At 53.3% G+C, this 24,328-nt stretch carries 22 protein-coding genes, 2 tRNA genes and 1 other RNA gene; 13 read left to right on the top strand and 12 right to left on the bottom strand.

Annotated features, from left to right (window positions below; all coding sequences use genetic code 11):
* Positions 1-165 precede the first annotated feature (165 nt).
* Both tkt and tal read right to left on the bottom strand, forming a co-directional pair.
* Complete coding sequence (gene tkt / locus EHN07_RS18780; protein ID WP_124025534.1) at positions 166-2,163, bottom strand: transketolase; 1,998 nt, start codon at positions 2,161-2,163, stop codon at positions 166-168.
* 21 nt (positions 2,164-2,184) lie between these two features.
* Entirely contained in the window at positions 2,185-3,135 is a 951-nt protein-coding gene (gene tal / locus EHN07_RS18775; protein ID WP_124025533.1) for a transaldolase, read from the bottom strand.
* Positions 3,136-3,404: 269 nt separating this feature from the next.
* Between tal and maeB the strand changes: the two genes are divergently transcribed.
* The gene (gene maeB, locus EHN07_RS18770; protein WP_124025532.1) at positions 3,405-5,684 is read left to right on the top strand and encodes an NADP-dependent oxaloacetate-decarboxylating malate dehydrogenase; all 2,280 of its coding nucleotides are present in this window, start codon (positions 3,405-3,407) and stop codon (positions 5,682-5,684) included.
* A gap of 83 nt (positions 5,685-5,767) precedes the next feature.
* Here the strand turns inward: maeB and hemF are convergent, their stop codons facing one another.
* A complete protein-coding gene (gene hemF / locus EHN07_RS18765; protein WP_124025531.1) occupies positions 5,768-6,673 on the bottom strand; it encodes an oxygen-dependent coproporphyrinogen oxidase in 906 nt (301 codons plus the stop codon).
* Between the two features lie 5 nt (positions 6,674-6,678).
* Positions 6,679-7,551, bottom strand: a complete 873-nt coding sequence (gene amiA / locus EHN07_RS18760) for an N-acetylmuramoyl-L-alanine amidase AmiA (protein WP_124025530.1) — start codon at positions 7,549-7,551, stop codon at positions 6,679-6,681.
* A 215-nt stretch (positions 7,552-7,766) separates the two neighbouring features.
* On the opposite strand from amiA, the gene EHN07_RS18755 reads away from it, so the two are divergent.
* The 9 genes from EHN07_RS18755 to cysM all read left to right on the top strand — a co-directional run bounded on the left by EHN07_RS18755 (position 7,767) and on the right by cysM (position 15,328).
* Positions 7,767-8,192 carry a GNAT family acetyltransferase gene (locus tag EHN07_RS18755; protein ID WP_124025529.1) on the top strand — a complete coding sequence of 142 codons (426 nt, stop codon included), beginning with the start codon at positions 7,767-7,769 and terminating at the stop codon, positions 8,190-8,192.
* Positions 8,192-8,638, top strand: a complete 447-nt coding sequence (locus tag EHN07_RS18750; protein ID WP_124025528.1) for a DUF2919 domain-containing protein — start codon at positions 8,192-8,194, stop codon at positions 8,636-8,638. The genes EHN07_RS18755 and EHN07_RS18750 overlap by 1 nt, the downstream gene beginning before the upstream one ends.
* Before the next feature lie 63 nt (positions 8,639-8,701).
* On the top strand, positions 8,702-9,277 hold the full coding sequence (locus EHN07_RS18745) for an RpoE-regulated lipoprotein (RefSeq protein ID WP_124025527.1): 576 nt from the start codon (positions 8,702-8,704) through the stop codon (positions 9,275-9,277).
* Positions 9,278-9,384: 107 nt separating this feature from the next.
* Positions 9,385-10,284: a Dyp-type peroxidase gene (locus EHN07_RS18740; RefSeq protein WP_124025526.1), complete on the top strand. Its 900-nt coding sequence runs from the start codon at positions 9,385-9,387 to the stop codon at positions 10,282-10,284.
* Between the two features lie 160 nt (positions 10,285-10,444).
* Entirely contained in the window at positions 10,445-11,461 is a 1,017-nt protein-coding gene (locus tag EHN07_RS18735; protein ID WP_124025525.1) for a sulfate ABC transporter substrate-binding protein, read from the top strand.
* Positions 11,461-12,294 (top strand): sulfate/thiosulfate ABC transporter permease CysT, encoded by an 834-nt coding sequence (gene cysT / locus EHN07_RS18730; RefSeq protein ID WP_124025524.1) that lies wholly within the window; start codon positions 11,461-11,463, stop codon positions 12,292-12,294. The genes EHN07_RS18735 and cysT overlap by 1 nt, the downstream gene beginning before the upstream one ends.
* Positions 12,294-13,169, top strand: coding sequence for a sulfate/thiosulfate ABC transporter permease CysW (cysW, locus tag EHN07_RS18725; protein WP_124025523.1), 876 nt, complete (start codon positions 12,294-12,296; stop codon positions 13,167-13,169). The genes cysT and cysW overlap by 1 nt, the downstream gene beginning before the upstream one ends.
* Positions 13,159-14,244 (top strand): sulfate/thiosulfate ABC transporter ATP-binding protein CysA, encoded by a 1,086-nt coding sequence (gene cysA, locus EHN07_RS18720; protein ID WP_124025522.1) that lies wholly within the window; start codon positions 13,159-13,161, stop codon positions 14,242-14,244. The genes cysW and cysA overlap by 11 nt, the downstream gene beginning before the upstream one ends.
* A gap of 172 nt (positions 14,245-14,416) precedes the next feature.
* Positions 14,417-15,328: a cysteine synthase CysM gene (cysM, locus tag EHN07_RS18715; protein WP_124025521.1), complete on the top strand. Its 912-nt coding sequence runs from the start codon at positions 14,417-14,419 to the stop codon at positions 15,326-15,328.
* A gap of 60 nt (positions 15,329-15,388) precedes the next feature.
* On the opposite strand, the gene crr is transcribed toward cysM, so the two are convergent.
* From crr to cysZ, 5 genes are all read right to left on the bottom strand, one after another.
* Positions 15,389-15,898, bottom strand: coding sequence for a PTS glucose transporter subunit IIA (crr, locus tag EHN07_RS18710; protein ID WP_124025520.1), 510 nt, complete (start codon positions 15,896-15,898; stop codon positions 15,389-15,391).
* Between the two features lie 40 nt (positions 15,899-15,938).
* Positions 15,939-17,666, bottom strand: coding sequence for a phosphoenolpyruvate-protein phosphotransferase PtsI (ptsI, locus tag EHN07_RS18705; protein ID WP_124025519.1), 1,728 nt, complete (start codon positions 17,664-17,666; stop codon positions 15,939-15,941).
* A gap of 44 nt (positions 17,667-17,710) precedes the next feature.
* A complete protein-coding gene (gene ptsH, locus EHN07_RS18700) occupies positions 17,711-17,968 on the bottom strand; it encodes a phosphocarrier protein Hpr (RefSeq protein WP_124025518.1) in 258 nt (85 codons plus the stop codon).
* Between the two features lie 393 nt (positions 17,969-18,361).
* The gene (gene cysK / locus EHN07_RS18695; RefSeq protein WP_124025517.1) at positions 18,362-19,333 is read right to left on the bottom strand and encodes a cysteine synthase A; all 972 of its coding nucleotides are present in this window, start codon (positions 19,331-19,333) and stop codon (positions 18,362-18,364) included.
* 164 nt (positions 19,334-19,497) lie between these two features.
* Positions 19,498-20,259 (bottom strand): sulfate transporter CysZ, encoded by a 762-nt coding sequence (gene cysZ, locus EHN07_RS18690; protein ID WP_124025516.1) that lies wholly within the window; start codon positions 20,257-20,259, stop codon positions 19,498-19,500.
* A gap of 230 nt (positions 20,260-20,489) precedes the next feature.
* On the opposite strand from cysZ, the gene zipA reads away from it, so the two are divergent.
* From zipA to EHN07_RS18675, 3 genes are all read left to right on the top strand, one after another.
* Positions 20,490-21,512, top strand: a complete 1,023-nt coding sequence (gene zipA, locus EHN07_RS18685; protein WP_208647007.1) for a cell division protein ZipA — start codon at positions 20,490-20,492, stop codon at positions 21,510-21,512.
* 70 nt (positions 21,513-21,582) lie between these two features.
* Positions 21,583-23,601 carry an NAD-dependent DNA ligase LigA gene (gene ligA / locus EHN07_RS18680; protein ID WP_124025514.1) on the top strand — a complete coding sequence of 673 codons (2,019 nt, stop codon included), beginning with the start codon at positions 21,583-21,585 and terminating at the stop codon, positions 23,599-23,601.
* Between the two features lies 1 nt (position 23,602).
* Positions 23,603-23,821: a DUF3820 family protein gene (locus EHN07_RS18675; protein WP_124025513.1), complete on the top strand. Its 219-nt coding sequence runs from the start codon at positions 23,603-23,605 to the stop codon at positions 23,819-23,821.
* 99 nt (positions 23,822-23,920) lie between these two features.
* On the opposite strand, the gene EHN07_RS18670 is transcribed toward EHN07_RS18675, so the two are convergent.
* The 3 genes from EHN07_RS18670 to EHN07_RS18660 all read right to left on the bottom strand — a co-directional run bounded on the left by EHN07_RS18670 (position 23,921) and on the right by EHN07_RS18660 (position 24,243).
* Positions 23,921-24,057: non-coding RNA, RtT sRNA (locus EHN07_RS18670), on the bottom strand.
* Positions 24,058-24,088: 31 nt separating this feature from the next.
* Positions 24,089-24,164, bottom strand: a tRNA-Lys gene (locus EHN07_RS18665).
* 3 nt (positions 24,165-24,167) lie between these two features.
* Positions 24,168-24,243 (bottom strand) — tRNA-Val (locus EHN07_RS18660).
* Positions 24,244-24,328: the final 85 nt, after the last annotated feature.

The following is a 24,328-nucleotide window of genomic DNA, read 5'->3' as shown; positions in this document are numbered from 1 at the left end:
GCCCCATGACACGTTCACCGGATACAGAAGTTGCAGAGATAGCTATAGGTTCAGGTGAACGGAAAACCTGCGAAGCTTACATAACTCACCCTGACTGGTTGCCAAAGTGAAGGGTAAGTTGTGTATAAGAGACAACTCTCCCGTGGGAGAGGGCCGGGGTGAGGGCTAAACGCCCATTACCTTTTTCGCCTTCGCCACCACATTCTCGGCGGTAAAGCCAAAGAACGGGAACAGCTTATCGGCGGGAGCCGATTCGCCGTAAGTCGTCATGCCGACAATTGCCCCTTTCAAACCGACATACTTGTACCAGTAATCCGCAATACCGGCTTCTACAGCCACGCGTGCGGCCACATCTGAAGGCAGAACTGACTCGCGATACGCTTCATCCTGGGCATCAAAAATGTCGGTTGAAGGCAGCGAAACGACGCGAACTTTATGGCCTTCGGCCTTGAGTGTATCCGCCGCCAGCACGGTGATTTCCATCTCAGAGCCGGTAGCAATCAGGATCACCTCCGGCGTCCCGCCGCCATCTTGCAGAATATAACCGCCGCGGCTGATGGCCTGGACCTGTTCCGGCGTTCGCTCCATTTGCGCCAGATTCTGGCGTGAAAGGATCAGTGCGGTCGGGCCGTTGTGACGTTCGATGGCCGTTTTCCATGCCACCGCGGCCTCAACCTGATCGCAGGGACGCCAGGTGCTGAAATTCGGCGTCAGGCGCAGGCTGGCGAGTTGCTCAACTGCCTGGTGCGTTGGGCCATCTTCGCCCAGGCCAATGGAGTCATGGGTATAAACCATAATTTGCCGCGCTTTCATCAGCGCCGCCATGCGCGCCGCGTTACGCGCGTATTCCACAAACATCAGAAACGTTGCGGTGTAAGGCACAAACCCGCCGTGATGGGCAATGCCGTTGGCGATGGCCGTCATGCCAAATTCGCGCACGCCGTAGTGAATGTAATTCCCCGCGATATCGTCTTTAATCGATTTGGATTCTTTCCAGATGGTCAGATTGCTCGGTGCTAAATCCGCAGAGCCGCCAAGCAATTCCGGCAAGCTCGGGCCGTAAGCGTTCAGGGCATTTTGCGAAGCTTTACGGGTGGCGATTTTTTCCGGGTTAGCCTGCAATTTTGCGATGAAGTTCTGCGTGGTTTCCTGCCAGTTTTCAGGCATTTCACCGTGCATGCGCCGATTAAACTCGGCTGCTAAATCAGGATAGGCTTTGGCGTAAGCGGCAAATTTGTCGTTCCACGCGGTTTCTGCTTTCTTACCTTTTTCTTTGGCATCCCAGGCGTGATAAATCTCCTGCGGGATTGCAAATGCCGGGTAGTTCCAGCCCAACTGCTGACGAGCAAGGGCGACTTCCTGCTCACCTAGTGCGGCACCGTGCGCCTCTTCTTTACCGGCTTTATTTGGCGAGCCAAAACCAATGATAGTGCGGCAGATAATCAGCGAAGGTTTATCCTTCACGCTTTGCGCTTCCTGAATCGCTTTTTTTACTGCCTCAGGATCGTGGCCGTCAATTTCATGCACCACGTGCCAGTGATAAGCCTCGAAACGTTTGGCGGTGTCGTCGGTAAACCAGCCTTCGGTTTCGCCATCGATGGAAATCCCGTTGCGATCGTAGAAACCGATGAGCTTGTCGAGGCCGAGAGTCCCCGCCAGCGAGCAAACTTCATGGGAGATGCCTTCCATCAGGCAGCCATCCCCCATAAATACATAGGTAAAATGATCGACAATTTCATGATCGGGGCGGTTAAATTGCGCCGCTAAAGTGCGTTCTGCAATCGCCAGGCCGACCGCGTTAGCCAGCCCCTGACCAAGCGGCCCGGTGGTGGTTTCAACGCCGGGGGTGTAGCCCAGTTCCGGGTGACCCGGCGTTTTGGAGTGAAGCTGACGGAAGTTTTTCAACTCCTCTATCGGCAAGTCATACCCGCTGAGGTGCAGCAGGCTGTAAAGCAGCATTGAGGCGTGGCCGTTGGAGAGAATAAATCGGTCCCGGTCGGCCCAGGTTGGGTTGGTCGGGTTATGGTGCAGGAAGTCGTTCCATAACACTTCGGCAATATCTGCCATCCCCATCGGTGCGCCCGGGTGGCCTGAATTGGCTTTTTGTACCGCATCCATACTCAGGGCACGAATGGCATTAGCAAGCTCTTTACGAGATGACATATTTCACTCCGTGGTTGGCGTTCAAAGTTTGGCGGCGAGTAAATCTTCCAGTTTGCGCTGGTCGATGGCGAACAGGCGGATACCTTCCGCCAGTTTTTCTACCGCCATCGGGTCCTGATTATGCTCCCAGCGGAAATCCGCTTCGCTAATCGGTTCCGGGCGACGGAAGCCCTGCGAGCCTGGGATCAGTTTACGAACCACCGGTTCTTCACTCTCCTGTAGCTGTTGCAGCAGGTTAGGGGCGATGGTCAGCCGATCGCAGCCCACCAGCGCAAGGATTTGTTCGGTGCGGCGGAAGCTCGCCCCCATGACAATGGTGCTGTAGTTGTGCTGCTTAAAGTAATCATAGATATTGCGCACCGATTTGACGCCCGGATCTTCTTCAACCACATACGGGTCCTGCGGCTTGCGCGCCTGATACCAGTCGTAGATACGCCCGACAAAAGGTGAAATCAGGAACACTCCGGCTTCGGCACAAGCGCGCGCCTGAGCGAATGAAAAGAGTAGGGTGAGATTGCAGTCGATGCCCTCTTTTTGCAGCTCTTCGGCGGCGCGAATCCCTTCCCAGGTGGAAGCCAGCTTGATAAGCACGCGGGATTTATCAACGCCGAGCTCTTGATACAACGCAATCAAATGGCGGGCTTTCGCAATACTCTTTTCTTTATCGAAAGAGAGGCGGGCATCCACTTCAGTCGAGACGCGTCCCGGAATGCTTTTCAGAATTTCCGCACCAAAATTGACCGCCAGTTTGTCGCAGGCCTGCGCAACCTGGGCTTCTTGCGTGCTACCGCGCTGTTTACCGTAGGCGATAGCATCGTCAATCAGCGTTTGATAGTGCGCAAGCCCCGCCGCTTTCAGCAATAGCGAGGGATTGGTCGTGGCATCAATGGGCTGGTAATGGCGGATGGATTCGATATCACCGCTGTCGGCAACTACCGTGGTGAATTTTTTAATACTCTCAAGCTGATTCATGTTTTTCTCCTTTTAATACATATCGTTACTCGAATGCTCCATCTCATTCGCGACGAAAATTCATCCTAGGCATAACTAAAAAGCATAGCAGACAGGCATGGTAATGTTGTTAATGCCGGGTAACATAGTCGCTTTGATTCCCTAACATTTTTGTCGGACATTGTTGATAGTATGGTGATGTTCAAAGTTTAGCGCGCGCGCAAGCGTGATACTACGTGACCTCACGAATGACCCTACGACCCTTTAGCGTGTTAAAAAGGAACGAAGAAATGGATGAACAACTGAAGCAAAGTGCCCTTGATTTTCATGAATTCCCCGTCCCCGGAAAAATTCAGGTCTCCCCAACCAAACCGCTGGCAACCCAGCGCGATCTGGCATTGGCCTACTCCCCGGGCGTGGCGGCACCTTGTCTTGAGATAGAAAAAGATCCCCTGGCGGCTTACAAATACACCGCGCGTGGTAACCTGGTTGGCGTGATTTCTAACGGTACCGCAGTGCTGGGGTTGGGCAATATCGGCGCGCTGGCGGGCAAGCCGGTGATGGAAGGTAAAGGCGTTCTGTTCAAGAAATTTGCCGGTATTGACGTGTTCGATATCGAAGTGGACGAGCTGGACCCGGACAAACTGATTGAGGTGATTGCGGCCCTCGAACCCACGTTTGGCGGCATCAACCTCGAAGATATCAAGGCGCCGGAGTGCTTCTACATCGAGAAAAAACTGCGTGAGCGCATGAATATTCCCGTGTTCCATGACGATCAGCACGGCACGGCCATTATCTGTACCGCTGCGGTGCTCAACGGTTTGCGCGTGGTCGAGAAAAACATTTCTGACGTGCGTCTGGTGGTTTCTGGCGCAGGCGCATCCGCCATTGCCTGTATGAACCTGCTGGTGCAGCTTGGCATTCAGAAACACAATATTGTGGTTTGCGACTCGAAAGGCGTTATCTATAAAGGCCGTGAAGAAAACATGGCGGAAACCAAAGCGGCTTACGCGGTGGAAGACAACGGTAAACGCACGCTTGATGAAGTCATTGAAGGCGCGGATATTTTCCTCGGCTGTTCTGGCCCGAAAGCTATGAGCCAGCAAATGGTCAAGAAAATGGCGCGTGCGCCACTGATTCTGGCGCTGGCAAACCCGGAGCCGGAAATCCTGCCGCCGCTGGCAAAAGAAGTGCGTCCGGACGCGATTATCTGTACCGGCCGTTCTGACTTCCCAAACCAGGTGAATAACGTGCTGTGCTTCCCGTTCATCTTCCGTGGCGCGCTGGACGTCGGAGCAACCGCCATCAATGAAGAGATGAAGCTGGCGGCGGTTCATGCGATTGCCGAACTGGCTCACGCAGAGCAAAGCGACGTGGTGGCTTCGGCCTATGGCGAAGAAGAGCTGACGTTCGGCCCGGATTACCTGATCCCAAAACCTTTCGACCCGCGTCTTATTGTGCAAATTGCCCCGGCCGTGGCAAAAGCGGCAATGGACACCGGTGTGGCAACGCGTCCGATTCAGGACTTCGATGCCTATCGTGAGAAACTGACCGAGTTCGTCTACAAAACCAACCTGTTTATGAAGCCGATTTTCTCGCAGGCGCGTAAAGATCCAAAACGCGTGGTGCTGACGGAAGGCGAGGAAGCTCGCGTGCTGCACGCCACTCAGGAGCTGATTACGCTTGGGCTTGCGAAGCCGATTCTGATTGGCCGCCCGGCGGTTATCGAAATGCGCCTGAAGAAACTGGGGCTGCAAATGCAGGCCGGGCGTGACTTTGAGATCGTCAATAACGAGTCCGATCCGCGCTTCAAAGAGTACTGGAACGAGTACTACAACATCATGAAACGCCGCGGGATTACGCAAGAACAGGCGCAGCGCGCGGTGATCGGCAACACTACGGTGATCGGCGCCATTATGGTGCATCGTGGTGAGGCGGACGCCATGATTTGCGGTACCATCGGTGAGTATCACGAGCACTTCTCGGTGGTAGAGAAGCTATTTGGCTACCGTGAGGGCGTAAAAGCGGCGGGGGCGATGAACGCGCTGCTGCTGCCAAGCGGCAACACCTTTATTGCGGATACCTATGTTAATGACGATCCGTCACCGGAAGAGCTGACTGAAATCACGCTGCTGGCCGCGGAAACGGTGCGTCGCTTTGGTATCGAACCGAAAGTTGCGCTGTTATCGCATTCGAACTACGGCTCTTCTGATTCGAAAGCGGCCTGCAAAATGCGTGCAACGCTTGAGATGGTGCGCGAGCGTGCGCCTGAGCTGGAAATTGACGGCGAAATGCATGGCGATGCCGCACTGGTGGAAAGCATCCGTAACGATCGTATGCCAGACAGCCCGCTGAAAGGTTCGGCAAATATCCTGATCATGCCAAACGTGGAAGCGGCGCGCATCAGCTATAACCTGCTGCGCGTTTCCAGTTCCGAAGGGGTGACCGTTGGGCCAGTACTGATGGGCGTGGCGAAACCGGTGCATGTGTTAACGCCGATTGCGTCTGTTCGTCGTATTGTGAATATGGTGGCGCTGGCGGTAGTTGAGGCGCAGACCGCTCCGCTTTAAGCGTCGGACGCCCTTATCCCTGCCTTATCCCCCTGGTGAAGGGGGAACTCTCCCTCAGGGAGAGGGCTTGGGTGAGGGTTGATTTAAATCCAATCCTTAACCGGCAGGAAATCACGATACAAGGCAGCCTCCGGGCTGCCTTCTTCTGGCCGGTAGTTATACTCCCAGCGCACCAGCGGCGGCATCGACATTAAAATTGACTCTGTGCGCCCGCCGGTCTGCAAGCCAAACAGCGTTCCGCGATCCCACACCAGATTAAACTCGACGTAGCGGCCGCGGCGATAAAGCTGGAAGTCGCGTTCCCGTTCGCCCCACGGTAAATTTTTGCGCCGTTCGACAATGGGCAGATAGGCTGCCAGATAGCCATTGCCAACTGCCTGCATAAAGTTAAAGCAATAGTCGAAATCTGGCGTATTGAGATCGTCGAAGAACAGGCCGCCAATGCCGCGCTGCTCATTGCGATGTTTGATAAAGAAGTAGTCGTCACACCATTTTTTAAACCGTGGGAAGACCTGATCGCCAAAGGGCTGACACAGATCGCGCGCGGTTTTATGCCAGTGAATGGCATCTTCCGCAAAGCCATAAAACGGCGTTAAATCAAAGCCACCGCCGAACCACCATACCGGGTCGCAACCGGGTTTTTCCGCGATGAAAAAACGCACGTTGGCGTGGCTGGTGGGGATATAAGGATTGAGTGGATGCACCACTAACGATACGCCGATCGCTTCAAAACTGCGCCCGGCGAGTTCCGGGCGATGCGCGGTTGCCGATGCTGGCATGGCATCGCCGTGAACGTGGGAGAAATTAACCCCCGCCTGCTCAAAGATCTTCCCGCCGCGTAATACCCGGCTACGGCCGCCACCGCCGCCTTCACGCTGCCAGCACTCTTCTTCAAATGCGGCACCGTCAACGCGGCTGAGCTGCTGGCAGATGGTGTCCTGCAACTGCAGCAGGAATTGTTTTACGGCCTGGATATCTGGCAGATTCATAGGATTCAACGTTTCTTACTGTGCGCTTTTTGGTTATCAAACCAGTGGAAATAGCTAATAACGCCCGAAGCAATAGCCTTAGCGATTTTCTGGCGGAATGCTGGCGTGCCTAAGAGCTTTTCTTCCCCCGGGTTGGTGATAAACGATGTTTCAACCAGCACGGATGGGATCGACGGTGATTTGAGCACCACAAACGCCGCTTGTTCAATATTGCGGCTATGCAGTTTATGCACCGGCTTTATCTGTTTGAGAATATGCGAGCCGAGCGTCAGGCTGTTTTTAATGGTATCGGTTTGCACCAGGTCGAACAGAACCTGCTGCAGGTATTGATCTTTATGTCTGACCTTGCTGCCAGCCACGTCATCGGCGGCGTTTTCTTTATCAGAGAGATATTTTGCCATGGCGCTACTGGCGCCGCGGTTAGAGAGGGCAAACACTGACGCACCGGCAGCGGATGGGTTAGTGAAACCATCCGCATGAATCGACATAAAGAGATCGGCCCCGTGTTTATGGGCGACTTCCACGCGGTCGTAGAGCGGAATAAATTCATCGCTGGTACGCGTGAGTTTGGCCTCTATCCCGTTGCTTTTTAGGATGTTGCGCACATTTTTCGCAATGGCCAGCACCACGTGTTTCTCTTTGGAACCGTTATGCCCAATCGCGCCGGTATCAATACCGCCGTGTCCCGGGTCGAGCACCACTACCCGACGGCCGCCGGCTTTTTTGGTTGGTTTACTGTGTTGAGTGGTGGTTTTAAGTGGTTTAGTCTCGGAGCTGGCTAAAGCCTTATTTACCCCGGTTAACGTTAAGGCAGCCAATCCAGTAAGCAGTAACTGGCGGCGGGTGGTCAGATGCGTCAGTGATTTAATTTTGCTCATGCGGCTAATATTATTATCTTAAAAATTGCTGATAGGCATTTATAGCGTATCGGTAACGGGTAAACGACAACCATTTTCCTGAAATGATTATCTTTTCATTTCAATCAATGAATGAGCGGCAAGTATGCCATTTTTTAGCGGCTTTTGCGGCAGATATTGGCTAAACATCAACTTACCGCCATAATCGGGGTTTTAGACTAATAACGGCTAATACCATGGAAATACGTGTTTTTCGCCAGGATGACTTCGAAGAGGTTATTACGCTTTGGGAACGTTGCGACTTACTGCGTCCGTGGAACGATCCTGAAATGGATATTGAACGTAAACTTAACCACGATGCGGATCTGTTCCTCGTGGCCGAAGTGGGCGGTGAAGTCGTGGGATCGCTGATGGGCGGTTATGACGGGCATCGGGGCTCGGCTTATTATCTCGGGGTGCATCCGGAATATCGGGGGCGCGGCATTGCTAATGCGCTGCTCAGCCGCCTTGAGAAAAAGCTTATCGCGCGCGGCTGCCCAAAAATCCATATCATGGTGCGTGAGGAAAACGAGCTGGTGATTGGCATGTATGAACGCCTTGAATATGAGCAGCAGGACGTGCTGCTACTGGGCAAGCGCCTGATCGAAGACCAGGAATATTAATGTCTGGTCTGTATCACCCTTCGGATTACGATACGCACGGTAATCTGAGAACCCCCTTGCTGTTCTGGTGCATTCTGCTGTTGCAGGGGCGAACCTGGTTTGTGCTAGTGCTGGCGGCGGCATCGCGCCAGCAGGGGGATGCTATTCTCGGCCTCTTCTATCCCGAGCGCGATAATTTTTGGTTTGGGCTTTTGCCCGGCATTCCTGCGGCACTGGCATTTCTGATTAGCGGCCGTCGCCATTTATATCCCCGATTATGGGCCGCGTGGCGCTGGGGGCTAATCGTCGCGCAGGCTGGCGTCCTGGCCTGGCAAATTGTCTTGTTATGGCAAGGCGAAGAGCTCAGCGCAATAACTTTAGCGCTGCTGATTGCCGATGTTTTTGCCCTGTGGTGGTTGTGTAGCAACCGCCGTTTACGCGATTACTTTTCTGTGAGCGGTGAATAAGCGGCACTTTTGGCAAAATCTGTACTCCAAAGCGCGTCTCCATGCTTAATAAAGGAATGTCTAATGAAAACTCTGCGCCTGATGATGTTAGGGCTGCCGCTGGTTCTGAGCGGGTGTTCGACGCTCTCCTCGGTCAACTGGTCTGCGGCCAATCCCTGGAACTGGTTTGGTTCATCGATTGAAGTGAGCGAGCAGGGCGTGGGTGAGTTAAATGCCAGTACGCCGATGGATGAAAAGGCCGTCAGCACGGCATTAAATGATAACTACCGCCTGCGCAGCGGGATGAAAACCGACAAGGGTGAGATTGTTCGTTTCTATGAGGCGATGGATGATAAAACCGTGATGGTTATCATCAACGGCGCAAAAGGCACCGTCAGCCGCGTGGACGTTATGGATAGCGAAATTGAAACCGACAGCGGCGTGAAGCTGGGAACGCCGTTTAGCGACTTATACAGCAAAGCATTTGGCTCGTGTATAAAAGCCACCGGCGATGATAGCGATGCCGTGGAGTGTAAAGCGCCAGATAGCCAGCACATAAGCTACCTGTTTAGCGGCGAATGGCACGGCCCGGAAGGTTTAATGCCGTCTGACGATACGCTCAAAAGCTGGACGGTCAGTAAAATTATCTGGCGCCGATAAAAAATACCGCCTGGCTTGCGCCTTCTCAAGAAGGCGTAGCCGTAATTAAGTATCATAGGGGAAATAAACGCCACGGCGAGTGGCGTATGTTTTTTCTCGGAGGATTCATGTCTGGTGTTCAAACCGGTATTCTGCCGGAACATTGCCGTGCCGCCATTTGGCTGGAAGCGAGTTTGCAGGGCGATTTCGCGGCTATTCGTCAGGGTTGCAAAACCTTTCATCAATCGCTGAGTTCTCTTCAGGAAACATTCCCGGAGGCGAATTTAGGCGCGGTAGTCGCGTTTGGTCACGATCTGTGGCGCGACCTCAGCGCGGGCGTAGGTGCGAGCGAGCTGAAAAATTTTACCCCTTTAGGCAAGGGGCTGGCTCCGGCGACTCAGCGCGACGTAATGATCCATATTCTTTCGCTGCGCCACGATGTGAACTTCTCGGTGGCGCAAGCGGTTCTCGCCGCCTTTGGCGACGCGCTGAAAATTGAAGAAGAGATCCACGGCTTCCGCTGGGTGGAAGATCGCGACCTGAGCGGCTTCATTGATGGTACTGAAAACCCGCAGGGTGAAGAGACTCGCCGTGAAGTGGCGGTGATCAACGACGGTGTGGATGCGGGCGGCAGCTACGTGTTTGTACAGCGTTGGGAACATAATCTCACCCAGTTAAACCGCATGAGCGTTCACGATCAGGAAATGATTATTGGCCGTACTAAAGAGGCCAATGAAGAAATTGACGGGGACGAGCGTCCGGAAACCTCTCACTTAACCCGCGTCGATTTGAAAGAAAATGGCAAAGGGTTGAAGATTGTGCGCCAGAGCCTGCCGTACGGCACCGCCAGCGGTCCGCACGGCCTGTACTTTATCGCTTACTGCGCACGTTTGCATAACATTGAACAGCAGCTGCTAAGCATGTTTGGCGAAACGGACGGGAAGCGCGATGGTATGTTGCGCTTCACCAGGCCCGTTACCGGCGGCTACTATTTCGCGCCGTCACTCGACAAGCTGCTGAACCTGTAATTTCCCCGGCGCGGCACTCGTCGCGCCTGCTTTTTGTCTTATACCCCTTTCTTATTGCAAATCACCAAACGATATATAAAACCGTTACAGCTTTGACACGCGTTATAAATACACTGGTAACTCTAAAGTTCGATGGTTATCACATTTATAAGGGTGCCCAATGGCCAAAACATACGTTAAAAAAGTCTGGAATGCTGTCGTTGTTTCTGCATTGCTGGCAGGCTCGGCCCACGCCACCGAACTGCTGAACAGCTCTTATGATGTGTCGCGCGAGCTTTTTAGCGCTCTGAATCCGGCGTTCCAGCAGCAGTGGGCTGCGCAAAATAACGGTGACAAGCTGGTGATTAAACAATCTCATGCCGGGTCATCAAAACAGGCGCTGGCCATCCTGCAGGGGTTAAAAGCTGACGTTGTAACTTATAACCAGGTCTCTGATGTGCAGATCCTGCACGACAAAGGCAAGCTGATTCCTGCCGACTGGCAGAGCCGTTTACCCAATAACAGCTCGCCGTTCTACTCCACCATGGCGTTCCTGGTGCGCAAAGGTAACCCGAAAAACATCCACGACTGGAGCGATCTGGTGCGCCCGGATGTGAAACTTATTTTCCCAAATCCAAAAACTTCTGGTAACGCTCGTTACACCTGGTTAGGTGCGTGGGGGGCGGCGAATAAAGCTGACGGTGGCGATAAAGCCAAAACCGAACAGTTTATGACGCAGTTTCTGAAAAATGTTGAGGTGTTCGATACCGGCGGTCGTGGCGCGACTACCACCTTTGTAGAACGCAAGCTCGGCGATGTGCTGATCAGCTTTGAGTCCGAAGTGAACAACATCAGCAAACAGTACCAGAAAGAGGGCTACGAAGTTGTCGTGCCTAAGGTCAATATCCTGGCTGAATTCCCGGTGGCCTGGGTGGATAAAAACGTTAAAGCCAACGGTACTGAAAAAGCGGCGCAAGAATACCTGAACTTCCTCTACAGCCCGGCGGCACAAACCATCATCACCGACTACTACTACCGCGTAAACAACCCGGATGTGATGGCAAAACTTAAAGATAAATTCCCGCCGACCGAATTGTTCCGCGTGGAGGATGAGTTCGGCGGCTGGCCTGAGGCGATGAAAACCCACTTTGCCAGCGGCGGCGAATTTGACAAGTTGCTCGGCAAGGGGCGTGAGTAATGTTTGCTGTGGCCTCCAAACGTGTGCTGCCGGGCTTTACTTTAAGCCTCGGCACCAGTTTGCTGTTTGTCTGCTTGATTTTGCTGCTGCCGCTCAGCGCGCTGGTGATGCAGCTTGCTGAGATGACGCTTGCTCAGTATTGGGAAGTGATTACTAACCCACAGGTGGTGGCAGCCTATAAAGTCACGCTGTTATCTGCGGGTGTCGCCTCCCTCTTTAACGGCGCCTTTGGCATGTTGATGGCGTGGATTTTAACGCGCTATCAGTTTCCGGGCCGCAGCCTGCTTGATGCGTTAATGGATTTACCCTTTGCGCTGCCAACGGCGGTAGCGGGGTTAACCCTTGCCGGACTGTTTTCCGTCAACGGCTGGTACGGTGAGTGGCTGGCGCAGTTTGGTATTAAGGTGACATACACCTGGCTGGGGATTGCGGTTGCGATGGCATTTACCAGTATCCCGTTCGTGGTGCGCACGGTGCAGCCGGTGCTTGAAGAGCTTGGCCCTGAGTATGAAGAAGCTGCGGAAACATTGGGGGCTACGCGCTGGCAGAGCTTTCGCCGCGTGATTTTACCGGAGCTTTCACCGGCCCTGATGGCTGGCGTGGCGCTCTCTTTCACCCGTAGCCTGGGCGAATTTGGCGCGGTTATCTTTATCGCCGGTAACATCGCCTGGAAAACAGAAGTGACGTCGCTGATGATTTTTGTGCGCCTGCAGGAGTTCGACTATCCGGCCGCCAGCGCGATTGCTTCGGTGATCCTGGTGGCCTCGCTCCTGCTGCTGTTCACCATTAACACCTTGCAAAGTCGCTTTGGGCGACGCGTGGTAGGTCACTGATGACGGACGTAACCGAATTGAAACGCTATCGCCGCTCCGGTTTTAACTGGGGCAAATGGACGTTAATCGGCATTGGGGTGCTGGTGTCGTTTCTGCTGCTGGTGGTGCCGGTAGCCTCTATTTTTGCCCAGGCGTTTTCCAAAGGGTTGATGCCGGCGCTAAACAATATCGTTGACCCGGATATGCTGCACGCCATCTGGCTCACGGTGATGATTGCGCTGATTACCGTGCCGGTCAATCTGGTGTTCGGCATTCTGCTGGCCTGGCTGGTGACGCGTTTTGATTTCCCCGGCCGCCAGTTATTGCTGACGCTGCTGGATATTCCCTTTGCGGTTTCGCCAGTGGTTGCAGGCCTGGTTTATCTGCTGTTTTACGGCTCCAACGGCCCGCTGGCGGGCTTTATGGACGAGCATAACATTCAGATTATGTTTGCCTGGCCGGGCATGGTGCTGGTAACCATTTTTGTGACCTGTCCGTTTGTGGTGCGTGAGCTGGTGCCGGTGATGTTAAGCCAGGGCAGCCAGGAAGATGAGGCGGCAATTCTGCTGGGCGCGTCCGGCTGGCAGATGTTCCGCCGCGTGACCTTGCCAAATATCCGCTGGGCGCTGTTGTACGGCGTGGTGTTAACCAACGCCCGCGCCATTGGTGAATTTGGTGCGGTGTCGGTGGTATCCGGTTCTATCCGCGGTGAGACATTCTCGCTGCCGTTACAGATTGAATTGCTGCAACAGGATTACAACACCGTCGGTTCGTTTACCGCAGCGGCGTTGCTGACCCTGATGGCAATCGTTACGTTGTTCTTAAAGAGTGCGGTGCAGTGGCGTTTGAATAGCCAGGAAAAACGCCTGCAACAGGAGGGGAATCATGAGCATTGATATTACCAATATTAAGAAATCTTTTGGTCGCACCCAGGTGCTGAATGATATCTCGCTGGATATCCCTTCTGGCCAAATGGTGGCGCTGCTGGGGCCGTCGGGCTCCGGTAAAACCACGCTGCTGCGTATTATCGCGGGACTTGAGCACCAGAACAGCGGGCGTATTAGTTTCCACGGCACCGATGTGAGCCGAATCCATGCCCGTGAACGTAAAGTGGGGTTTGTCTTCCAGCATTACGCGCTGTTCCGCCATATGACCGTGTTCGATAACATCGCTTTTGGCCTGACGGTGTTGCCACGCCGTGAGCGCCCGTCGGCTGCGGTGATTAAACAGAAAGTGACTCGTTTACTGGAGATGGTGCAGCTGGCACATCTGGCCGACCGCTACCCGGCACAGCTTTCTGGTGGTCAGAAACAGCGCGTGGCGCTGGCGCGTGCATTAGCGGTTGAACCGCAAATCCTGTTGCTCGATGAGCCATTCGGCGCGCTGGATGCCCAGGTGCGTAAAGAGCTGCGCCGCTGGCTGCGTCAGTTACATGAAGAGCTGAAATTCACCAGCGTGTTTGTGACCCACGATCAGGAAGAGGCGATGGAAGTTGCTGACCGCGTGGTGGTGATGAGCCAGGGCAATATCGAACAGGTTGATACGCCGGAAGCCGTGTGGCGAGAGCCGGCAACCCGCTTTGTGCTGGAGTTCCTTGGTGAAGTTAACCGCATGAACGGTACGGTTCGTGGCAGCCAGTTCCACGTTGGCGCCCACCGTTGGCCGCTTGGCTTTACGCCTGCGTATCAGGGGCCGGTGGATCTGTTCCTGCGGCCGTGGGAAGTGGATGTCAGCCGCCGCACCAACCTTGATTCCCCACTACCGGTACAGGTGCTGGAAATCAGCCCGCGTGGTCACTACATGCAGCTGGTGGTACAGCCGCTTGGCTGGTATCACGAACCGTTAACGGTTGTTTTACGTGAAGATCATATTCCGGTACGCGGCGAACGCCTGTTTGTTGGCCTGCAGCATGCGCGCCTGTATGAAGGGAATAACCGTATTCAGGGTGTAGACCTGGCGCAATCGGCCTGATAAGTTTCCTCATCATCCTTCACGCTGCTGGTGCGTTGGCTGCCCTCATTCACCCCGGTCACGTAGTTTATCTACGCTCCCGGGGATTCATTCTGTTGCCGCCTTCCCGCAACATGAATGATTTCGAGGAAACAGAGCTTACCCTGTAGCTTTTATATTTTCTGGATAATAAGTGAACACCTTAGAAAGTACGATTGGCAATACGCCGCTGGTTAAATTACAGCGTACCGGCCTTGATAACGGCAGTGAAATTTGGGTCAAGCTTGAGGGGAATAACCCGGCAGGATCGGTAAAAGACAGGGCTGCGCTCTCGATGATTGTGCGGGCGCAGGCCAGAGGTGAAATTTCGCCGGGCGATACGCTGATTGAAGCAACCAGCGGCAATACCGGCATCGCCCTGGCGATGATCGCTGCGCTCAAAGGCTATCGCATGAAGCTGTTAATGCCCGACAACATGAGTATGGAACGCAAAGCGGCGATGCAGGCTTATGGCGCAGAACTGATTCTGGTGACCAAAGAGCAGGGCATGGAAGGCGCTCGTGAACTGGCACGTTTGATGGATGAGCGAGGCGAGGGTAAAGTTCTCGACCAGTTTAACAACCCTGATAATCCGTATGCGCATTACAGCACTACCGGCCCGGAAATCTGGCGGCAAACCCAGGGACGAATCACGCACTTCGTCTCAAGTATGGGAACGACCGGAACAGTCACGGGGGTCAGCCAGTTTATGCGCGAGCAAGACAAACCCGTCAAAATTGTTGGGTTACAGCCAGAAGATGGCAGCAGCATTCCAGGGATTCGTCGTTGGCCGGAAGAGTGGTTGCCGAAGATTTTCAACCCTAATTTGGTTGATGAAGTGCTTGATATTTCACAGGTAGACGCCGAAAAAACGATGCGAAGACTGGCACGCGAAGAGGGGATTTTCTGCGGTGTGAGTTCAGGTGGTGCCGTCGCTGGCGCACTGCGTGTGGCGCAGGTAAACCCCGGTTCTGTTGTAGTGGCGATTATCTGCGATCGCGGCGATCGTTATTTATCGACAGGCGTTTTTGGTGAAGAGAGCTACTCGCAAGGTTCTGGTATCTGAGGTTTTAAATACAAACAAAAACGGCACCGCAAGGGTGCCGTTTTCTATTGTGCGGACAGCTTACTTCTTGATGCGGATCACCGGAGTTTCACCCACGGTCACGCTACCAGTCAGTTTGGTAAGCTCTTTGATTTCGTCCATGTTGGAGATAACAACCGGAGTCAGGGTAGACTTCGCTTTCTCTTCCAGCAGGGCTAAATCGAACTCAATGACTACATCGCCTTTCTTAACACGCTGGCCTTCTTCTGCGATACGCTTGAAACCTTCGCCTTTCAGTTCAACGGTGTCGATACCGAAGTGGACGAACAGTTCAATGCCGCTATCGGATTCGATAGAGAAAGCATGGTTAGTTTCGAAGATTTTACCGATGGTGCCGTCAACCGGAGCAACCATTTTGTTGCCGGTAGGTTTAATTGCAATACCATCACCAACGATCTTCTCGGCGAAAACAACATCTGGAACATCTTCAATATTGACGATTTCGCCAGAAAGTGGGGCAACAATCTCAATGGTTCCGGTGTCTTTTTTATCATCAGAAACCAGAGATTTCAGTTTATCAAACAAACCCATGATCTTCTCCTAAGCAGTAAATTGGGCCGCATCCGGTGGATTAGCAGATTGTTTTTTCTTCAATGAACTTGTTAACCAGCGTCATTAACTCGTCCGTTGTCGGTTGAGCAAGAGCTTGCTCTGCTAACACCTTCGCATCTTCGAAGTTCGTGTTACGAATAATCTTCTTAATGCGCGGGATAGAAATGGCACTCATACTAAATTCGTCCAGACCCATACCCAGCAACAGAAGTGTAGCACGTTCGTCGCCTGCAAGCTCACCACACATACCGGTCCATTTACCTTCAGCATGAGAAGCATCAATAACTTGCTTAATCAGAGTCAGTACGGACGGTGACATTGGCTGGTAAAGATGTGAAATCATATCATTACCACGGTCAACTGCCAGCGTGTACTGCGTCAGATCGTTGGTGCCGATACTGAAGAAGTCGACTTCTTTTGCCAGATGACGAGCAATCGTAGCCGCAGCCGGAGTCTCCACCATCACGCCAACTTCGATAGTTTCGTCAAACGCTTTGCCTTCTTCACGCAGCTGCGCCTTCATGATTTCAATTTCTGCTTTCAGCGCGCGCACTTCTTCAACAGAGATAATCATTGGGAACATGATGCGTAATTTACCGAAAGCAGAAGCACGCAGAATCGCGCGCACCTGGTCATGCAGGATCTCTTTACGATCCATGGCGATACGCACGGCACGCCAGCCCAGGAACGGGTTCTCTTCTTTCGGGAAGTTCATATACGGCAGCTCTTTGTCACCACCGATATCCATGGTACGTACGATAACGGCCTGTGAGCCACAGGCTTCAGCAACCGCTTTGTACGCCGCGAACTGCTCATCTTCTGTTGGCAGTGAATCGCGGTCCATGAACAGGAATTCTGTACGATACAGGCCTACACCTTCTGCACCGTTGCGCTCTGCACCGTCGATATCACGTACGGTACCGATGTTGGCGCAAACTTCTACCTGATGACCGTCGAGCGTGATAGCGGGCAGATCTTTCAGTTTTGCCAGCTCAGCTTTCTCAGAAGCCACCTGCTGCTGTACCGCGCGCAGGGCTTCGATCTCGTCGTTGGTTGGGTTAACGTACACTTTATTGTTAACCGCATCGAGGATCAGGTAATCGCTGTTTTTCACCTGGCTGGTCACGCTACCGGTACCCACAATCGCTGGCAGTTCAAGAGAACGGGCCATAATAGAGGTGTGGGAGGTGCGGCCACCGATATCGGTGATGAAACCCAGAACCTTCTGCAGGTTCAGCTGTGCGGTTTCCGACGGGGTCAAATCTTTCGCAACCAGGATAACTTCGTCCTGAATCGAGCTAAGGTCGATAATCGCCAGGCCCAGGATATTACGCAGCAGACGCTTACCGATGTCGCGTACGTCAGCCGCACGCTCTTTCAGGTATTCATCGTCTAACTCTTCCAGTGCGACCGCCTGGCCTTCGATAATTTCGTGAGCCGCTGCATCAGCAGTAACGAGCTTATCGGTGATAAGGGCTATGATTTCCTGCTCAAGCTCTTCGTCTTCCAGCAACATAATGTGGCCTTCGAAGATAGCTTCCTTTTCTTCACCGAAGGTCTCGCCAGCTTTAATTTTGATCGCTTCCAGCTGTGCTGACGCTTTTGCGCGCCCGCTTAAGAAACGTTCAACTTCCTGCGCAACTTTGTCGGCAGAAATTTTCTTCCGGTCGATGACAATTTCATCTTCCTTCAGCAACAGTGCCTTGCCGAAAGCGATACCCGGGGATGCTAAAATGCCTGAAATCATAACCCTACCTTACTTGTGACTGATATTTACGAAGAACCCAGAACTTATTCGAGTTCAGCCATCAGTTTTACCAGATGCTCAACTGCTTTCTGTGAGTCTTCGCCTTCAGCGGAGATGGTCACAACGGTGCCTTGAGTCAGGCCCAGGGTTTGCAGTTTGAACAGGCTTTTTGCGCTAGCGCTTTTGCCGTTGGAGGTCACAGTGATCTCAGAAGTGAAGCCTTTTGCTTCTTTAACGAACTGAGCAGCAGGGCGGGTATGCAGACCGTTTGGAGCGGTGATGGTAACTTCTTGCTGGAACATTGTATTTCCCCAACTTATAGGTTTAGTGTTGTGGAACTAAAGTCTAGCCTGGTGGCAAAACTTTAGCCTGTATAGTTAGTGCCGACGTGAGCTGTTACTGTACGCGACACGAGATGCTTTCGGGAATCACGAAATGTGCTTCGGTTCAACCATACGCTTCGCGGTTCGCTCGACATTAATCATTATGCCGTGAAATATAAGATTGCACCAAATCGTTAAATCGATTCAGCAGATCTAACTCACACTCCGATTAATTTCGCGCATCAAAATAATTTGCTGGATAGATACCAGACCTGACGGAGTGACGCAATGGCAGGGAGGGTAAAAGTTTGACGAATACCACAAAAAAGCACCCAAACGGATGCTTTTTTGCACATATTCACCTGTATGGCATCACTGTTGCAGCTCTTTTTCAGTGAAAAGATCGGCAAACAGGGCGGTACTCAGGTAGCGCTCCCCGGAAGATGGCAGGATAACCACGATGTTTTTATTGATAAAGGCTTCATCTTCCTGAAGTTTTAATGCAGCGGCCACCGCGGCTCCGGATGAAATCCCCGCCAGAATACCTTCTTCTTCCATCAAACGGCGCGCGGTGGCAATCGCTTCGTCGTTGGTGATGGCAATGACCCGGTCAATCAGTTTCAAATCGAGGTTGCCAGGAATGAAACCTGCCCCGATGCCCTGGATTTTATGCGGTCCAGGCTTGAGTTCTTCACCTGCCAGCGCCTGGGCAATGACTGGGGAGTCAGTTGGCTCAACAGCCACGCTGATAAGGTCGGTTTTGCCTTTGGTGTTTTTGATATAGCGGCTAACGCCGGTCAGCGTGCCGCCGGTACCGACGCCGGAAATGAAGACATCCACTTCGCCATCGGTATCTTCCCAGATCTCCGGGCCGGTGGTTTTTTCGTGGATTTCCGGGTTTGCCGGGTTGCTAAACTGTTGCAGCAGCAAGAATTTTTCAGGATTGCTGGCCACAATCTCTTCAGCTTTCTGAATTGCGCCTTTCATCCCTTTCGCGCCTTCTGTCAGCACCAGGTTCGCACCCAGCGCTTTGAGCAGCTTACGGCGTTCAATACTCATGGTTTCTGGCATGGTCAGCGTGAGCTTATAACCACGGGCCGCCGCCACATACGCCAGGGCAATACCGGTGTTGCCGCTGGTAGGTTCAACTAATTCAACGCCTGGTTTGAGCACGCCGCGTTTTTCGGCATCCCAAATCATATTGGCGCCGATACGGCATTTAACGCTAAAGCTCGGGTTACGGGACTCTACCTTCGCCAGGATGCGTCCATTACCGATACGGTTCAGTCGAACCAGCGGCGTATGACCGATAGTCAGAGAATTGTCTTCATAGATCTTGCTCATAACCCGTCCTTAACTGTATGAAATTTGGGAAACGACACCAGCATACCTGCTTGAGAGTGATGCGGAAGTAAAGAAATCGCATATCTATATGTAGAAGGGAAATAAGCAAAAGCAAGAAGGAATAAGCGGGGGAATAAGAGCGACCGTAGCCGCTCCGCTAAAAACTACTTCCACATCGCATGTTTTGGGCGATAACAATCGACCCACATTGCGGTCGCGCCACAGATGGCAACAGGCATGATAACCAGGTTGAGGAAGGGAATAAGCGTAAACAGGCTTACCAGCGAGCCAAACTGCATATTGGTGACCTTTTTCTCACGCAGCGCAATACGCATCTCTTTGAAGGGCACTTTATGGTTATCAAAAGGATAGTCGCAATACTGGATTGCCAGCATCCAGGCGCTGAATAAAAACCATAAAACCGGGGCCACGGTTTGCCCAATACCCGGAATGAAGTAGAGCACCAGCAGTAACAGCGCACGCGGCAGATACCAGGCGAGTTTTTGCCATTCACGCTTCATGATGCGCGGAATATCTTTCATGATGCCCAGAACGCCGGTATCAGGCGGTATGGCGCCGGTCAGGCGGGCTTCCAGCTGTTCTGCCAGTAATCCATTAAAGGGAGCGGCAATCCAGTTAGCGATGGTGGAGAAGAAATAGCCAAATACCAGCAGCAGCGAAACCACCGCCAGCGGCCAAATCAGGTAGCTTAACCACTGTAGCCAGTCCGGGACGTAGGAGAGCATTGTGGGAACCCAAATATCCAGGCGGGTAAAGAGCCACCAGAATGCGCCTCCCATCAAGAAGATATTGATCAATAGCGGCAATAAGACGAAGCGCCTGATGCCAGGCTCTCGTACCAGCTTCCAGCCCTGGGAAAAGTAATAAATACCACTACGTGGCCCGGCTTCTGCAGTTGAAACCATATCTTAACGAACTCCTTTTTAGTCATTGCGATGACGCGCACAGCTATCATAACCGAGTGTCAGGAGAAAAACTTATTAAGAAATGGTCGAAAAAACAGCAAAAAACCATTTTCAGCCCATCTTTATGCGGAGAAAACCGTGTGCGGACTTGCACTTGAGCAGATGGGCAAATACTCTTAGTGAGTAAATGTTTGCCGCGGTGGCAAGGTGTTAGAACAACAGAGAATATAATGATGCAGGATTTGCGTCTGATATTAATTATTGTTGGCGCGATCGCCATAATAGCCTTACTGGTTCACGGTCTGTGGACAAGTCGTAAGGAGCGCTCTTCCGTTTTTCGCGATCGTCCCATGAAGCGTCTGCAATCTAAGCGTGACGAATACGAGTCGCAAGAGCATGAGGCTGAAGACGAGCTGGATGATGGCGTAGGCGAGGTACGCGTGCGTCGGGTTAATCCTGCGCCGGAAACGGCGAGTCGCGAGCCAGAAATGCCTCGTCAGCCGCAGGCGCCTCAGCATCAGTACGAGCCGCCTTATGCTTCTGCACAGCCGCGTCAGAGTGCGCCTGTACGCCAGCCTGAAGCGCAAGCGCCGCGTCAGGAAGTGCCCGCTGCGCCAGCACATCAGCCTGTGCCTCAGCCAGCACCTCAACCACACGCGCAGCCGGTTGTTCATCAACCGGTGCAGCAACCCGCTCAACAACCGATTGCCGAGCAGCCGCAGCCTGTGGCACCGCAAGCGCCGGTGCAGCCGGTTCATCACGCTGAACCGACTCCTGAGCCTGTTGCGGCCCAGCCCGCTCCGGCCCCGGAACCTCCGGCTCGTCGTAAAGAGACGGTGATTGTGCTTAACGTCTCGGCTCATGCGGGCAGCATGATTAACGGCGATGTGCTGTTAAACAGTATTCAGCAAGCGGGCTTTATTTTTGGCGAGATGAATATTTTCCACCGCCATCTCAGCCCCGATGGCAGCGGTCCGGTATTGTTTAGTCTTGCCAATATGGTTAAACCCGGCTCGTTTGATCCGGAAAGCATGACCAACTTTGCCACGCCTGGCGTGACCATCTTTATGCAGGTGCCTTCATATGGCGATCCGGCGCAGAACTTTAAGCTGATGCTCCAGTCTGCTCAGCATATTGCCGATGAAGTGGGTGGTGTGGTGCTCGACGACCAGCGCCGCATGATGACGCCGCAAAAAATGCGTGAATATCAGGATCGTATCCGCGAAGTCGTGGAAGCAAACGCCAGCGTCTGATATTTCTCTTGCTGACATGTTTTTCTCTAAGCCCCCGACATGTCGGGGGCTTTTATATTGATGGTGCGATATGGACACAATCGAACAACAAATAACTCAACTGCGAACCACGCTTCGCCATCATGAATATCTCTATCATATACTTGATAACCCGGAAATCCCGGATGCGGAATACGATCGCCTGATGGCGGAGCTGCGCTCGCTTGAAGAAGCGCATCCTGATTTAATCACCCCCGATTCTCCGACTCAGCGCGTGGGCGCGGCACCGCTGAGCGAATTTACTCAGGTCCGTCACGAAGTCCCGATGCTGTCGTTGGATAACGTCTTTGATGAAGCAGGCTATCTGGCATTCAACAAACGGGTGCAGGACCGGTTGAAAAGCCCCGATGCCGTCACTTTTTGCTGCGAGCTTAAGCTCGATGGTCTGGCGGTCAGCCTGCTTTATGAAGAGGGGATATTGATCCGGGCGGCCACGCGTGGCGACGGCACTACCGGTGAAAATATCACCGCCAACGTGCGCACCATCCGTTCCATTCCGCTTAAATTGCGCGGCGAGAATATTCCCCGCCGCCTGGAAGTGCGCGGTGAGGTGTTCCTGCCACAGGCGGGTTTTGAAAAAATTAATGATGAGGCGCGCCGTACCGGTGGGAAAATTTTTGCCAACCCGCGTAATGCCGCGGCTGGTTCGCTACGCCAGCTCGATCCACGCATCACGGCAAAACGCCCGTTGACCTTCTTCTGCTACGGCGTTGGTTTGCTTGATGGCGGCGCATTACCTGCCAGCCATCACGGGCGTTTACAGCAGTTCAAAGAGTGGGGATTGCCGGTCAGCGATCGCATTCGTTTGTGCACTACAGCTGAAGAAGTGCTGGCATTTTATCACCAGGTGGAGGCGGATCGCCCGAGCTTAGGTTTTGATATCGACGGCGTGGTGATTAAAGTTGATTCGCTCGCGTTGCAAGAGACGCTTGGCTTTGTTGCCCGCGCGCCGCGCTGGGCCGTGGCGTTTAAGTTCCCGGCCCAGGAACAGATGACTTTTGTGCGTGACGTCGAGTTCCAGGTTGGACGTACCGGCGCCGTTACTCCGGTCGCCCGTCTGGAGCCGGTCCAGGTTGCAGGTGTGCTGGTCAGCAATGCTACTTTACACAACGCCGATGAAATTGAACGTCTGGGGTTAAGAATTGGCGATCGCGTAGTGATCCGCCGTGCGGGCGATGTTATCCCGCAGGTTGTCGGCGTGGTGGAATCTGAGCGTCCGGAAAACACCGCGGCCATCATCTTCCCGACGCACTGCCCGGTTTGCGGATCTGACGTGGAGCGCGTGGCAGGCGAAGCGGTAGCTCGTTGTACCGGCGGGCTGATTTGCGGCGCGCAGCGCAAGGAATCACTGAAGCATTTTGTCTCACGCCGCGCGCTGGATGTGGAGGGGATGGGTGACAAGATCATCGATCAGCTGGTTGAGAAAGAGTACGTTCATACGCCTGCGGATCTTTTCCGTCTGACGCCCGGAAAACTGACCGGGCTGGATCGCATGGGGCCGAAGTCGGCGCAGAATGTTGTGGATGCGCTGGCGAAGTCAAAAGAAACTACCTTTGCACGCTTCCTTTATGCATTGGGGATCCGTGAGGTGGGCGAAGCGACGGCGGCAGGCTTGGCGGCATATTTTGGTACGCTGGATGCGCTGATTGCGGCAGGCATCGAAGAGCTGCAAAAAGTACCTGACGTCGGCATCGTGGTGGCGACTCATGTCTTCAATTTCTTTGCCGAAGAGAGTAATCGCGAAGTTATCCGGCAGTTAACGGAAGAGGCAGGGGTTCACTGGCCCGCTCCGATCGTTATCAAAGCGGAAGAGATAGACAGCCCGTTTGCCGGTAAAACCGTGGTGCTGACGGGGTCGCTGAGCATGATGTCCCGTGACGACGCCAAAGCTCGCCTGGTTGCGTCAGGTGCTAAAGTCGCAGGCAGCGTGTCGAAGAAAACCGACCTGGTCATTGCCGGCGAAGCGGCGGGTTCTAAACTGGTGAAAGCCCAGGAGCTGGGTATTGATGTGATTGATGAAGCTGAAATGATGCGTTTATTAGGTGAATGAGATGGATAAACAGCAGCTGATTGAAATTGCCAATACCGTGATGCCCTTCGGCAAGTATAAAGGCCGCGTGCTGATTGATGTGCCGGAAGAGTATCTGCTGTGGTTTGCCCGCAAAGATGGGTTTCCGCAGGGCCATTTTGGCGAGTTGATGAAGCTGACTTTACTGATTAAAACCGAAGGGTTAGAGGGGCTGGTGAAGCCTCTCAAACGCATTGATTAGCTCTTTTTGATGGCGGTTTGGTTGCGACTGTTTTTCTTCGGTCATGCCGCCGCCGAATCGCACATAGCAAAAAGGCGCCTTTAGGGCGCCTTCGTACATTGGTGGGGCGTGCAGGATAATGACTCGTCTCATCCTGAGACTCGCCCTTCGGGCCGCCACAAGTGGCGTTCAAAATCGTTCCCGACGATTTTGTCGAATCTGCAGCAGGTTCAAATCCTGCCCGAATTGCACATAGCAAAAAGGCGCCTTTAGGGCGCCTTCGTACATTGGTGGGGCGTGCAGGATTCGAACCTGCGACCAATTGATTAAAAGTCAACTGCTCTACCAACTGAGCTAACGCCCCGAATGGTGGGTGATGACGGGCTCGAACCGCCGACCCCCTCCGTGTAAAGGAGGTGCTCTACCAACTGAGCTAATCACCCAAACTTCGGTACTGCTATTGCAAGAGGTGATAATGGTGGGTGATGACGGGCTCGAACCGCCGACCCCCTCCGTGTAAAGGAGGTG

The sequence above is a fragment of the Buttiauxella warmboldiae genome (genome assembly GCF_003818135.1).
Classification (GTDB): domain Bacteria; phylum Pseudomonadota; class Gammaproteobacteria; order Enterobacterales; family Enterobacteriaceae; genus Buttiauxella; species Buttiauxella warmboldiae.
The sequence above is the reverse complement of the archived record's forward strand: the minus strand, read 5'-3'. Positions and strand labels throughout refer to the sequence as shown.